At 72.5% G+C, this 12,920-nt stretch carries 9 protein-coding genes; 1 reads left to right on the top strand and 8 read right to left on the bottom strand.

Going from position 1 to position 12,920, the window contains the following annotated elements:
* Position 1 precedes the first annotated feature (1 nt).
* Together ACFCZN_RS05435 and ACFCZN_RS05430 are read right to left on the bottom strand one after the other, a co-directional pair.
* Positions 2-913 (bottom strand): carbohydrate ABC transporter permease, encoded by a 912-nt coding sequence (locus ACFCZN_RS05435; RefSeq protein ID WP_429763272.1) that lies wholly within the window; start codon positions 911-913, stop codon positions 2-4.
* 3 nt (positions 914-916) lie between these two features.
* A complete protein-coding gene (locus ACFCZN_RS05430) occupies positions 917-1,756 on the bottom strand; it encodes a carbohydrate ABC transporter permease (RefSeq protein WP_429763782.1) in 840 nt (279 codons plus the stop codon).
* Positions 1,757-1,986: 230 nt separating this feature from the next.
* Between ACFCZN_RS05430 and ACFCZN_RS05425 the strand changes: the two genes are divergently transcribed.
* On the top strand, positions 1,987-3,048 hold the full coding sequence (locus ACFCZN_RS05425) for a LacI family DNA-binding transcriptional regulator (RefSeq protein WP_430556087.1): 1,062 nt from the start codon (positions 1,987-1,989) through the stop codon (positions 3,046-3,048).
* A 12-nt stretch (positions 3,049-3,060) separates the two neighbouring features.
* On the opposite strand, the gene ACFCZN_RS05420 is transcribed toward ACFCZN_RS05425, so the two are convergent.
* From ACFCZN_RS05420 to ACFCZN_RS05395, 6 genes are all read right to left on the bottom strand, one after another.
* On the bottom strand, positions 3,061-4,293 hold the full coding sequence (locus tag ACFCZN_RS05420; protein WP_430556086.1) for an ROK family protein: 1,233 nt from the start codon (positions 4,291-4,293) through the stop codon (positions 3,061-3,063).
* Between the two features lie 2 nt (positions 4,294-4,295).
* Positions 4,296-6,983 (bottom strand): beta-galactosidase, encoded by a 2,688-nt coding sequence (locus tag ACFCZN_RS05415; protein ID WP_430556085.1) that lies wholly within the window; start codon positions 6,981-6,983, stop codon positions 4,296-4,298.
* 5 nt (positions 6,984-6,988) lie between these two features.
* Positions 6,989-7,918 carry a carbohydrate ABC transporter permease gene (locus ACFCZN_RS05410; protein ID WP_430556084.1) on the bottom strand — a complete coding sequence of 310 codons (930 nt, stop codon included), beginning with the start codon at positions 7,916-7,918 and terminating at the stop codon, positions 6,989-6,991.
* Positions 7,918-8,901 carry a carbohydrate ABC transporter permease gene (locus ACFCZN_RS05405; protein WP_429763265.1) on the bottom strand — a complete coding sequence of 328 codons (984 nt, stop codon included), beginning with the start codon at positions 8,899-8,901 and terminating at the stop codon, positions 7,918-7,920. The genes ACFCZN_RS05410 and ACFCZN_RS05405 overlap by 1 nt, the downstream gene beginning before the upstream one ends.
* A gap of 2 nt (positions 8,902-8,903) precedes the next feature.
* Positions 8,904-10,190 carry an ABC transporter substrate-binding protein gene (locus ACFCZN_RS05400; RefSeq protein ID WP_430556083.1) on the bottom strand — a complete coding sequence of 429 codons (1,287 nt, stop codon included), beginning with the start codon at positions 10,188-10,190 and terminating at the stop codon, positions 8,904-8,906.
* A 148-nt stretch (positions 10,191-10,338) separates the two neighbouring features.
* Complete coding sequence (locus ACFCZN_RS05395; RefSeq protein ID WP_430556082.1) at positions 10,339-12,765, bottom strand: family 43 glycosylhydrolase; 2,427 nt, start codon at positions 12,763-12,765, stop codon at positions 10,339-10,341.
* Between the last annotated feature and the right edge of the window lie 155 nt (positions 12,766-12,920).

Genomic DNA, 12,920 nt, shown 5'->3' with positions numbered 1-12,920 from the left:
GTCACTCCTTGACGGACCCGGCGGCCAGGCCGGACTGCCAGTAGCGCTGCAGCAGCAGGAAGGCGGCGACCAGCGGCAGGATCGTCAGCAGCGCGCCGGTGATGACGAGGTTGAAGATGGCCTCGCCGCCGGCGGTGGCGGCCTGCGCGTTCCAGGCGTTCAGGCCCAGCGTCAGGGGATACCAGGACGAGTCGCGCAGCATGATCAGCGGCAGGAAGTAGTTGTTCCAGGTGGCGACCATCGTGAACAGCAGCACGGTGACGATCCCCGGCGCGAGCAGCGGCAGGCTCACCCGGAAGAAGGTGCGGAACTCCCCCGCCCCGTCGATCCGGGCCGCCTCGAGCAGCTCGCCGGGGATGGCCTCGGCCGCGAAGGTCCACATGAGGTACAGGCCGAACGGCGAGATCAGCGACGGGATGATCACGGCCCAGGGGGTGTTCGTCAGGCCCAGCTGGCTGAACATGAGGAAGGTCGGGACGGCGAGCGCCGTGCCGGGCACGGCCACCGCGCCGATGACGAGCGCGAACACCCCGCGCTTGCCCGGGAAGTCGAACTTCGCGAGGGCGTAGCCGCCCAGGATGGCGAGGAACGTCGCGCCGCCCGCGCCCACGACCACGTACAGCACGGTGTTGCCGAACCACCGCACGAAGACGCCGTCGTCGTAGGTCAGCGTGGTGACGATGTTGTCCCACAGCGAGAACGAGTCGCCGAACCAGAGGCCGAACGAGGAGAACAGGTCCTCCTGCGTCTTGGTCGCGTTGATGAGCAGCCAGGCCAGCGGCACCAGCGAGTACACGAGCACGACGGCGGTGAGCACCGTGAGCAGCGGGCTGCGGCGCGGCCGGGCCACCGAGTGGTGGCGCGGGGTGCGCAGCCTCGGGGCGGGACGGGCGGGGGCGGTCAGCGTCGACACGGGTCACGCCTCCTTGCGCATGCCGCGCAGCTGCACCACGTAGGCGATCACCATGGTGATCAGGCCCATGATGATGGCCACGGTCGCGGAGTAGTTGTACTGCTGGCCGGAGAACGACAGCGAGTAGGCGTACAGGTTGGGCGTGTACGACGTCGTGATGGCGTTCGGGGCGAGCGACTGCAGGATGCTGGGCTCGTTGAAGAGCTGGAAGCTGCCGATGATCGAGAAGATCGTCGCGATGACGAGCGCGCCGCGGATGGCGGGCAGCTTGATGGCGCTGATGACGCGCCACTGGCCGGCGCCGTCGATCTCCGCCGCCTCGTACAGCGAGTGCGGCACGACGCGCAGCGCGGAGTAGAAGATCAGCATGTTGTAGCCGACGAACTCCCAGGTCACGATGTTGCCGATCGACGCCAGGACGAGGTCCGGCGACAGAGGGTTCGGCAGGCTGACGCCGAAGGCGTCGTTGATGTTGCCCACCAGGCCGAAGCGCGTGCCGTACATGAAGCCCCACATGAGGGCCGCGACGACGGCCGGCACCGCGTAGGGCATGAAGATCGAGATCCGGAAGAAGCTCTTGCCGTACAGCCGGCCGCTGTCGATCGCGAGGGCGACCAGCAGCGCGATGCCGAGCATGATCGGCACCTGCACCAGCAGGAACAGGCTGACGCGGCCGAGGCCCTCCCAGAACTGCGGGTCGGCGAGCGCCTGCGCGTAGTTCTCGAGCCCGACGAACGTGGTGCCGCCCACCATCTGCGTGCGGAACACCGACAGGTACAGCGAGTAGGCGATCGGGGCGAGGAACACCAGCGCGAACACCAGCATGAACGGGCCGACGAACATCCATCCCGTCCAGCGCCGACGGCTGCGGCGCACGGCGGGCACGGCGGTCGGGGCGGGCGGCGAGGATGCCGGAGCGTCTGCGGTCACGAAGCAACTCCCAGGAGGACGGAGCCAAATGTTTACGTAAACATCATGGCCGGACTAGAGTGTCGCGAGGCGCCGGGGATGTCAAGCCCCGCGCGTCGGCAGAGTCACGCGATGCCGCACGAGAAGCGGCACGAGAGGCGGCGATGGTGGAGACGAACGGCGCGCCCGGCGTGCAGACCCGAGGGCGGGCACGCCCCCGGACGGCGCCCTCGATGGCCGAGGTCGCGGCGCTCGCGGGCGTCTCCTCGCAGACCGTCTCCCGCGTCTCGATGGGGCTCGACAACGTCAAGCCCGCGACGCGCGACCGCGTGCTCGCCGCCATGGCCGAGCTGGGCTACGCGCCCAACACCGCCGCCCGCGCGCTGCGGTACGGGAGCTTCCGCACGCTCGGGGTCATCGCGCACCAGCTGGCCCGCACGGGCGAGTCGCGCACCGTCGAGGCCGTCGTCGAGGCCGCCCGTGCGGAGGGCTACACCGTCACCATCGTCGACGTCGAGAGCCCGTCCCCCGACGACGTCTCCGCGGCCGTCACCCGCCTCTCCCACCAGGCGATCGACGGGCTCGTCATCGTGCGCGCCGAGTCCGCCACCCCGGACACGCTCGCCCTGCCCGCGCAGCTGCCCGTCGTCGTCTCCGACTCGCGCTTCGTCGGCACGCACCCCGCCGTGCGCGCCGACCAGACGGAGGGCGCGCGCCTCGCCGTGCAGCACCTGCTGGACCTCGGTCACCGCACCGTGCACCACGTCGCGGGCCCCGACGACTCGCTGCCCGCCCGGAGCCGCATCGACGCCTGGCGCGCCACGCTCGAGGCCGGCGGCCGAGCCGTCCCCGAGCCCCTGCACGGCGACTGGACCGCCCGGACCGGGTACGCCGTCGGCCGCGAGCTGGCCACCGACCCCGACGTCACCGCGGTGTTCTGCGCCAACGACGAGACCGCGGCCGGCGTGCTGCACGCCCTGCACGAGGCCGGGCGCCGGGTGCCGGACGACGTGTCCGTCGTCGGCTTCGACGGCATCACCCTCGCCGAGCACCTGTGGCCGCCGCTGACCACCGTGGAGCAGGACTTCGCGCGCATCGGCAGCAGCCTGGTCGACCTGCTGCTGCGCCAGGTGCGCGACGAGGTCGACCTGAGCGGCACGCACGAGACCGTGCCCGTACGGCTCGTCGTGCGGGAGAGCACCGGTCCGGCGCCGCGACGGCCGTGACGCCCGGCCCGGTCAGAGCGCGATCGCGGCCCGGGTCGTGACCAGGCCGACGTCGCCGAGGAAGCGCTCCAGCGCGATCATCGCGACCCCCGTGGCCACCGAGTTCCCCCGCACCGTCGAGATCTCCAGGCTCAGCCCGGCGGCGGACACCCCCGGCGCCTCCTCGACCAGGCGCGCGCGGGCGAGCGGCAGCAGACGGTCGCCGATGGCCCACGTCGTCCAGCCCGTGAGGGTCACCCGCTCCGGGTTCACCACCGCCACCAGGTCCGCGAGCGCGGACCCGAGGTAGCGCGCGGTCGTCGCGAGCGTCTCCTCGACCGCCGGGTCGGGCGCGTCCGCCGCGCTGGCCCTCGCGAGCGCCTGGATGAACTCCCGCTGCAGGTCCAGGTCGCACAGCGCGTGCTCGGGCGCGATCTCGCGGAGCGTCTGCTGGATGCCGGGCGCGCCGACGTACGCCTCGACGCAGCCGCTCCGCCCGCACCGGCAGCGCCGGCCGTCGACCGCGAGCAGGGAGTGCCCCCACTCCCCCGCGGCGTTGGTCGCGCCGCGCAGGATGCGGCCCTCCAGGACGATCCCCGCCCCGACCCCGGTGCCGAGGTTCACCGTCACCATCGAGTCGGCCCCGCGGCCGGTGCCGAACCACAGCTCCGCGGTCGCGATCGCCTTGAGCGGGTTGTCGAGCACCAGGGGCACGCCGATCCGGTCGCGCAGGCTGTCCAGCTCGACCGATCGCCAGCTCCAGTGCGGGACGACGACGGCGACCCCCGACGCGCGCTGCACGATGCCGGGGAGGGCCACCCCGACGCCGAGGACGTCGGCGGCGTCCACGCCGGCCCTCGCGAGGGCGGCGTCGAAGGTTCGGCCGATGCCCTCGACGACGTACTCGGGTGAGCTCTCGTGCTCGTCGCGCGGGGTCTCGGCCGCCGCCACCTCGTCGAGGGCGGCGTCGAACACGATCGCGCGCACGTACGTCTCCGCGACGTCGATGCCCACCACGCGGCCGCGGTCGGCGTTGATGCGCAGGCTGGCGGTGGGCCGCCCGACCCGGCCGGCACTGAGCCGCGACTCGGTGACGATGCCCTCGGAGAGCAGGTCGCCGACGACGGTGGCCACGGTGGCCGGGCTGAGCCCGGTCGAGCGGGCCAGCTCGTTGCGGGTGGCCTCCTCGGCCGACAGCAGGGCGTGCATCACGTCCAGCCGGGACTCGCTGCGGATGTCGCGCGACGTCCGCCTCTCGACTGCCATGGTCACTCCTGGGTGGCGACGGTGCGAAGACGCGCCAGCTGCGGTCGGTTCGGCCCGGCGGTCGCGCGCACGAGCAAGCGTAGCCCGCCCTCGTTCCAGGCCGCAGGAAGCCAGAGGCGGGTCGGCCGGCCCCCGGAGAACCGGGGCGCGGCGGGGTCGTCGAGCCAGACCCGGCCGAGCAGCTCGCCGTGCGCGAAGGCGCTCACACGCACCTGGGTGCCGGCGAACCACAGGGACCACCCGCCGGGCGGCAGCGCGACGTCGAACCACGCCTCGTCGCCGGGCTCGAGGTCCAGCGGCAGCCCCACGTCCGCGCCCGGGGCCGGCCGCGCGGCCAGCCCCACGAGCGCCGTGTCCGGCTGCGCCTCGACCTGCCAGCCGCGCACGGGGTCGAGGCGCAGCAGCTCCGCCCCGCTCAGCGCGCCCGGCGTGTGCGACAGCGTGACGACGACGTCCGCGCCCTCCCCGGGCGCCAGGTGGAGCCACGGGTCCTCCGCCGTCACCGTGCGCCGCGCGCCGTCCACCCGTACGTCGACCGCCCCGGGCACGCCGTCGAGGCGCAGGGCGTGGTGCCGGACGCCGTCCACGGGCAGCGACCGCCGGTACGTGACCGGCCGCCCGACCCGCGTGCTGCTCCAGCCGCCGAGCGTGCGCAGCGGCGCCGGGTCGCCCGCCCACTGCTCCCCGCCCCCGACGCTCCAGTGCGCGGACACGTCGTCACGGGCCGCGACCGACCAGACCCGCCCGAGGCCGCGCAGCGACCCGGCGCGCAGGCCGGGCAGCCGGGCGTCGTCGAAGTTGGCGTGGCCCCAGGTCTCGACGGTCGCGGTCAGCCGGCTCGCGCCGCCGGTCGCCACCACCGTCGTCGCGCCGAAGCGCGCGAGGGTCGGGCGGACGACGCCGTCGAGGGCGAGGTCGACCATGTCGCCCGCGCCCTCCAGCAGCAGCGCGGCGGCGCCGGTGACGTCGGCCGCGTAGTGCGTGCGGCCGCGGTGGACTCCGACCTCCTCCGACGCCGGCGGAAGGTCGTACGCCTCGGGTCGGCCGTCGCGGACGGGCAGGTCGAGCCGCACGGCCCGCGCCACGTCGGTGACGCGGACCGTCGCGTCCTGCGCGGGGTCGGCGTCCACGTCCCCCGCGGGCACGGGCGGGGCGGAGCTCTCCCCCGGCCCCGGCACGTCCTGCGGGTGGCGCAGGACGACCTCCCACCGGTCGTCGCCGGCACGCGCGGTCGCGCGGACCGGCGCTCCTGGTGCGGGCGCGGCCAGCTCCACGAGCGTCGTGCGGCCGTCGTGCGCCTCGAGGACGAGGACCGCCCGGCCCTCGCCGGCGAGCTCGAGCCCGGTGGGTCCCGCCGCGACGAGGTCGGCGGTCGACAGGCGCAGCGTCCCGGGTGCCCCGAACCGGCCGAGGGGCAGGTCCCGCAGCACCAGCAGGCACGACGCGGGCGGCAGCGCCACCTCCACGGTCGCCGAGCCTTCGGCGTCGACCGGCAGCAGCGCCTCGGCCCACGACTCCCCGAGGTTCGGCACGCCGAGGAGCGAGCCGCCGCCGTCGAGCCCGAGGCACGACGGCGACGCGCTCGTCGGCGCCGACGTCGCGTACGCGCCGGGCGCCGCCCGGGGCACGCCGCGCGCCAGGGCCGGGCCGAGGGTCCGCACGACGGCGGCCAGCACGCGCGCCTGGGCCGTCTCCGGGCGCGGGGCGCCGACCGGCGAGAGGAACCCGCCGAAGTCGTAGTCGTGCGTCATGAAGCTGCCCGGGTCGCCCCAGTTCCCCACCGACGGCGTGTACCCGAGGTCGAAGCCGGACGCCTGCAGGTAGGGCGCGAGGAGCGTCGCGCCGCTGACCAGCAGCCGGCGCAGGGTGACGTGCCGCCGGTTCGTCTCGGTGACCAGGAGCGGCAGCCCCCGGTCGGCGACGAGGTCCGCGTAGCGGCGCACCTCCGCCTCGACGTGGGGCGACCGGTCGTCCGGGTAGAAGTTGAACGCCGGCGCCACGCCGTCGACCCCGCCCGTCGCGCCGACCAGGTCGCCCTGGCCGGCGCACGCGACGAGCGGCACGGTGATGCCGTGCTCGCGCGCCGTGGCCGCGAGCGCCCCGACGTAGCCCGCCCGGTCGTCGCAGTCGAAGAAGTCGAGCTCGTTCTCCAGCTGCACGGCCACGACGCTGCCGCCGCGGCCGTGCTGGCGAGCGGCCAGGATCGGCAGCACCTGGTCGAACCACTCCCGCACCCGGGCCAGGTAGCGCGGCTCGGCCTGGCGCAGCCGCAGCCCCGGCTCGAGCGTGAGCCAGGCGGGCAGCGCGCCGCCGTCCCACTCCGAGCAGATGTACGGCCCGGGGCGGGCGACCACGAGCAGCCCCGCCTCGTGGGCGAGGTCGAGGAACGTCCCGACGTCGCGCCGCCCGGTGAAGTCCCACCGGCCGGGCTCGAGCTCGTGGAAGTTCCACGGCAGATAGACGTCGACGGCGTCGTACCCCGTCGCCCGCACCTGGGCGAGCCGCGCCGCCCACTCCTCGCGCGGCAGGCGGAAGGAGAAGAGGGAGGCGCACAGCAGCGCCTTCTCCTCGCCGTCCACCACCAGGCCCGAGGGGCCCAGCACCACGCTGCCGGTCACGCTGCCGGTCACGCTGCCGGTCACGCTGCCGGTCCCGCTGCCGGTCACGCTGCTGGTCACGCTGCTGGTCACGACCGTCACTTCACACCCGCGCTTCCGACGGAGACGTTCATCTCGTAGAGGTACTTCTGGCCGAGGTAGTACACGACGATCATCGGCAGCGTCAGCATGATCGAGCCGACCATGACGAGGTTCCACGGCGGCAGCTGCATGGCGTTGCTCGTGGAGGTCATGTACTGCAGGCCGAGCGCGAGCGGCATCGTCTCCTCGGAGTTGAGGTAGATGAGCGGCCCCATGAAGTCCCCCCACGCGTGCGTCAGCGTGAAGATCGCGATGGCCGTGAGGATCGGCCACATCATGGGCAGCACGATGCGCCGGTAGATGCCGAAGTAGCCGAGCCCGTCCACCTGCGCGGCCTCGTCCATCTCGCTCGGGATGCGGGAGACGAACTGCCGCACGAGGAACACGTTGAACGCGTTGGAGAAGAAGCTCGGCACGATGAGCGGCAGGTAGGTGTTCACCCAGCCCAGCTCCTTGAACAGCAGGAACTGGGGGATCATCGTGATCTGCGCGGGGATCATCATGGTGGCGAGCACGACGACGAACATGACGTTCTTGCCGGGCGCGCGCAGGCGGGCGAACGCGTAGCCGACCAGCGACGACGAGAGCACCTGGCCGACGGCGGACAGGGTCGCGATGATCACCGAGTTCAGGACGAACCGGCCCACGGGCAGGCCCGTGGCCGTGAAGACGTCGCTGAAGTTCGACCAGAGGAACTCCGTGGGGATCACGGTGAACGCGTTCTGCGCGCTGGTCTGGTCGCTCGCCAGCGCGATGGAGACCATGAGGATCAGCGGCACGAAGAAGACCGCCGAGACGATCAGCAGCACCGCGTAGGTGGCGGGCGACGCCTTGAACGCCTTGAGCGTGCGGGCCGTGGCGCCGCGGCCGGGCGCGACGGCCGGCTCGGCCGCGGCGGCGGGTGGGGCCTGGGTCGCTGCGGCCATCACCGCACCTCCGTCTCGTAGAACACCCAGCGCCGCGACGTGCGGAACGCGAGCGCGGTGAAGCCGATGATGACGACGAACAGCAGCCAGGCGACGGCCGACGCGTAGCCGAAGTGGTAGAAGCCGAAGGCCTGGTCGAACAGCAGCGGCACCACCATCTGGCTGGCGTTGTCGGGTCCGCCCTGGGTGAGGATGTACACCTGGGAGAAGATCTGGAACGCGCCGATCAGCCCCATGATGAGGTTGAAGAAGATGATCGGCGTGATCTGCGGGAACGTGATCGACCAGAACTGCCGGAACGGACCCGCCCCGTCGATCTCGGCGGCCTCGTAGAACTCCCGCGGGATCCCGTTCATGGCGCTGAGCAGCAGGACGGTGGCGCTCCCGGCGCCCCACGCCGACAGCACGACGAGCGCGGGCTTGACCCACAGCGGGTCGAGCAGCCAGTCGGGCCCCTGGATGCCGAGCACCCCGAGCAGGTCGTTCAGCGGGCCCGACGGCGCGAGCACCATCTTGAACACCATCGCGGTGGCCACGAGCGGCACCAGCGTGGGCAGGTAGATCATCGTGCGGAAGAACTTGCGGCCGCGGACCTTCTTGTTGAGCAGGTTGGCCAGCCAGAGGCCGACCGCCAGGCCGAGCGGGACCGAGACCGCGGCGTAGAAGAAGGTGTTCCACAGGGCCTTCCAGAACACCGGGTCGCCGGTGAGGGCCTGGACGTAGTTGTCCAGCCCGACGAACACGGGCGGCGTGAACGAGTCCCACTCGGTGAGCGAGATGTACACGGACGCGATCATCGGGCCCAGCAGGAACCCGACGAAGCCGACGAGCCAGGGCGAGATGAACAGCCAGAAGAACCGGGCCTCCGTCCGGCCCCGCCGGGACAGCTTCGGGCGGGGCAGGCGTGCGGCGCGCCGGCCCCCCGCGCGGCGCGGGCTCTGGGCCCGCGCCGCACCGAGGACGGCGCCGAGGTCGGCGGCCATCGTCAGCCCTGGCCGACGATCGACTCGAGCTTCGTCTGGATCGCGTCGAGCTGCGTCTTCGCGTCGCCGCCCTCGTTCCAGAACGTGCCCAGGTTGTCGTCGAACGTCGCCTGCATCTCGTTCCACTCGGGGATCAGGGGCGACGTGAAGACGAAGTCGGACGACTCCGCGAACGCACCCATGTTGATGTCCTTCGTGGCCCACTCCGGCTCGAGGAACGCGTCCGACTGCTGCACCTGGACGTTGGCGGGCACGTCCTGCGCGTTGTCGATGATGACCTGCTGCGCCTCGGCGTCGGTCAGGTAGTCGATCGCCTCGAACGCCTTGTCCGCGTGCTCGGAGTCGCGCGAGATCGCCAGGCCGGAGCCGAAGGCCGACACGGCCTGCTCGTCGCCCTGCCACATCGGGGCGATGTCCCAGTCGAAGTCCGACTCGAGGAGGCCGCCGATGGCCCAGAACCCGGTCGTGTTCATCGCGACCTTCTGCGCGGCGAACGCCGGGTCGCCGCCCATGTCGGGCCCCATGTCGGCGTACTCGGCCGCGGTCGGCACGACGTGCTCCTTGAAGGTGAGGTCGTTCGCCCACTGCAGCGCGTCGACGACCTCCGGGGTGTTCACCGTCGGGGCGCCCGAGTCGTCGATGATCTGGCCGCCGTTCTGGTAGGCGAAGCTCCACCACTGCGCCCACCAGCCGGCGCCGCCGTAGCCCCACTGCTCGCCCGGCACGGTGAGCTTCTCCATCGCCGCCTGGGCGTCCTCCTGCGTCCAGTCCGCCGTGGGGTAGTCCACGCCGGCGGCGTCGAAGAGGTCCTTGTTGTAGTAGACGATCATCGCGCCGGAGCGGTCCGGGATCGCGTAGACCTTGTCCTGGTAGGAGTACAGGGAGCCGGTGGGTCCGAAGCGCTCGTCGAGGTCCATGCCGGACTTCGACACGTACTCGTCCAGCGGCAGGATCTGGTTCTTGGACGAGTAGACGTTGACGCCCTCGGCGACCTGCATGATGTCCGGGCCGTTGCCGCCCGCGATCATCGTCTGCACCTTCTGCTCGTACTGGTCGCTCGGGATGAGCTGGAGCTTGACCTTGATGTCGGGGTGCGCCTTCTCGAGCATGTCGACGCGCTCCTGGTACGACGTCTTGTCGACGTCGCCGCCCCAGACCGTCATCGTCAGGGTCGTGACCCCGCCGTCGCCCGAGTCCTCGCCAGAGCCGCACGCCGCCAGCGCCGACATGCCCAGCGCGGCGAGCGCCACCCCGGCGACGCCCCTGCTCCATCGCGTCCTTGCGTTCATCGTCTCCGCCTCTCTGCGGTGGGCCGGTCGTCGTCGACCGTCCCCTCGATTACAACGTTGGTAAAACTAACCCCTGGATAAATAGATGTCGACGGTTCAGGGATCACGAAGTGGTCACGGCGGCCGGGCGACCCGGCCCGGCCCCGCGTCAGCCGCAGGTACGTGCCGCGTACCCGACGGCGACCGCCGGCCCGTCGCCCATCGCGACGGTCGCGGTGCCCGCGTCGAGCGCCCGCCCCCGCGTGCTCACCACCGCGGACCCGCTGGCGCCCGGTGCCACGCCCCGCACGGTGCGGTCCCCGACCGCCGTCCGGATCTCGACGTCGCCGGCGCGGTCCGTCGCGTTGCGGACGGTCGTCACGAGCTGGACGCGCCCCTGGCCCACGCAGCGCGCGGCCACGGACGGCTCGACCGCCGTCGGCGGCGCGTCCACCGTGAGCTCCGGGATCTTGAGGTACGAGCCCGGGGTCGCGAAGGTGATCCGCACCGCCGAGGCCCAGACCGGGTCGAGGGCGACGGCCGTCCGGGTGCCGTTCGCGCCCGGAGCCACGTCCTGTGCCGTCGTCGCGTGCCAGGCGCCGTCGGCGTCCCGGTACTCGACGCCGAACCGGGCGATCGTGCCCTCGATGTTCGTGAACGCGACCTGGTCGACGACGTGCGCCGCGGCGGGCTCCACGGTGAAGGTCACCTCGTCCTGCGTCGAGCCGCTCGCCCACGTGGACCACGACGTCGACGCCTTGCCGTCGCAGGCGCTCTCGGCCGGCATCGTCTCCCAGTCCGTCTGGTGGAAGCTCGCCGAGACGGTCGTCCCGTCGACCCCGCACAGCTCGACGACGCCGTCCTCGGACACCTCGATCGCACGGCTGAACGTGCGGCCCGCGGAGAACCGGTCGTCGGCGGCGAGGGTGCCCGTGATCGTGTGCTCGCCGCGCGTGGCGAACGACGTCGCGTCCCAGGTCACGGCCACGTCGGCGGTGACGCCGTCCACCTCGACCGGCACGGTCGCGGGCAGGTCGTCCCCGAAGTCCTCGCCGGGCCCGACCCGCTCGGGCAGGCCGTCGTCGACCACCGACCAGACGCCGTCGCCCAGGCCGCGCGCGCCCCAGTAGCTCTCGTCCCAGCCGTCACCCCAGCGCTCCGGGTCCTCCACGGCGGGGTTGCGCATCTCGGCGCGCCCGTTCTCGCCGATGGTGATCGGCAGCCACACGTACGTCGAGTCGGCAGCACCGGCGTTCCAGCGGTCGCCCATGTAGACGAACCGGCCGCCGCCCAGGTCGAGCACGTTCGTGGACTGCGAGCCGAACGTGGACCGGCGCGTGTCGCCGACGGACAGCAGCCCGTCGCCGCCCTCGGGGATGGAGCCGTACGGGACGTCCTCGTACCGGTCGTCGGGCTCGACCCCGCGGATCCACGGCCCGAGGATGCTGTCGGCCGTGTAGTACGTCTGCGGGTTGGGGTCCCACCCCGTCGCGCCGGACGCGACGGCGTAGTACCGGCCGCCGTGCTCGAACAGCGCGGGCGCCTCGAGCATCCCGCACTCCTTGACGATCTGGAAGTCCTCCCCGCGCACCGGCGCCTCGGCGGTGCCGTCCGCGAAGAGGTACGGGTACCGGCCGTCCTCCGAGTACTGCCCGGCGCCCGCCATGTCCGTGCCCGTGGTGTGCGTGACGTTCGTGTACGTCTCGTCCAGCTCGGCCACGTAGAGCGACCGGTTCTCCTCCGAGGAGTAGACGATGTACGCCGTGCCGTCGTCGTCCTGGAACACGGTCATGTCGCGCGCCTGGCCCGGCACCGCGGCGGAGATGCAGTCCTGGTAGCCCGTCCGGTTCGGCATCCGGTACACGCCCGTCATGCGGAACGGGCCGGTCGGGCTGTCCGACACCGCCACGCCCGCCATGGAGCGCGCGTACATGCTGCCGCCCGACGTCGTCTGGCCGTCCGAGTGCCACCACAGCACCCACTGGTCGGTCGCGGAGTTGTACAGCACCTTGGGCCGCTCGAAGATCGTCGTGCGGTCGGCCGCCTCGTTCGTGTCGAGGTGGTAGTCGAGCTCCGCGATCCGGTCGGCGCGCGGCTGGCCGGCGTCGTCCACGGTGTCGTAGAGCGCGTCGAAGTACTCCGACTCCAGGTCCGACGGGTCGGACACGGACCGCAGGACGACGCCCTCGTCCGTCCAGTTCTTGGTGTCGTACGACTTGTACGCGTGCACGCCGGGGCTGCCGTAGTAGCCGTTGCTGCGGTCCTCGCCGTACCAGTAGTAGACGGTGCGGCCGTCCTCCTCGCTCTGCACCACCTGGCCGCCGTGCGCCTGGACGTGCTCGCCGCCGTCGTCCAGCCAGGGCGGCGAGAAGTAGTCGTCGGCGCCGGTCCCCGGGTCGAGGACGGCGGGAAAGCGCGTGTACCCGGCGGTGTCGGCAACTCCGCCGGAGCCGTCGGAGCTGCCTGAAGGGTCGTCGGCCGCGGCGCCGGCCGTGGCCTGCAGGCCGACCAGCGCGAGGGCGAGGCCGACGCCGCCGGCGGCCGCCCGGCGGCCCAGGGGCGGCGCGGCACCGCGGTCGTCGCGGGGGTGAGGCATGTCGTTCTCCTTCGTCGTCGAAGCGAGACGTGCGTGGGCGGTCGACCGCCGTCGGTCGCCCGCACGCAGGCTGGCACGTCCGAATGTTTACGTCAACATTTGGTCGATGCGCCGTTTCGTTTCTGTTCGCTTCGGCCACACGACCGTCGCGCACC

Source organism: Isoptericola sp. NPDC056134 (assembly GCF_042264825.1).
Taxonomy (GTDB): Bacteria; Actinomycetota; Actinomycetes; order Actinomycetales; family Cellulomonadaceae; genus Isoptericola; species Isoptericola nanjingensis.
The sequence above is the reverse complement of the archived record's forward strand: the minus strand, read 5'-3'. Positions and strand labels throughout refer to the sequence as shown.

Bases quoted from the DNA above. Each gene is read 5' to 3' on its own strand.
- ACFCZN_RS05430 (WP_429763782.1), bottom strand. From the start codon at position 1,756: ATGTTCGTCGGCCCGTTCATGCTGGTGTTCGCGCTGGTGTTCCTCGCC.
- ACFCZN_RS05425 (WP_430556087.1), top strand. From the start codon at position 1,987: ATGGTGGAGACGAACGGCGCGCCCGGCGTGCAGACCCGAGGGCGGGCA.
- ACFCZN_RS05420 (WP_430556086.1), bottom strand. From the start codon at position 4,293: ATGGCAGTCGAGAGGCGGACGTCGCGCGACATCCGCAGCGAGTCCCGG.
- ACFCZN_RS05410 (WP_430556084.1), bottom strand. From the start codon at position 7,918: ATGGCCGCAGCGACCCAGGCCCCACCCGCCGCCGCGGCCGAGCCGGCC.
- ACFCZN_RS05405 (WP_429763265.1), bottom strand. From the start codon at position 8,901: ATGGCCGCCGACCTCGGCGCCGTCCTCGGTGCGGCGCGGGCCCAGAGC.
- ACFCZN_RS05400 (WP_430556083.1), bottom strand. From the start codon at position 10,190: ATGAACGCAAGGACGCGATGGAGCAGGGGCGTCGCCGGGGTGGCGCTC.
- ACFCZN_RS05395 (WP_430556082.1), bottom strand. From the start codon at position 12,765: ATGCCTCACCCCCGCGACGACCGCGGTGCCGCGCCGCCCCTGGGCCGC.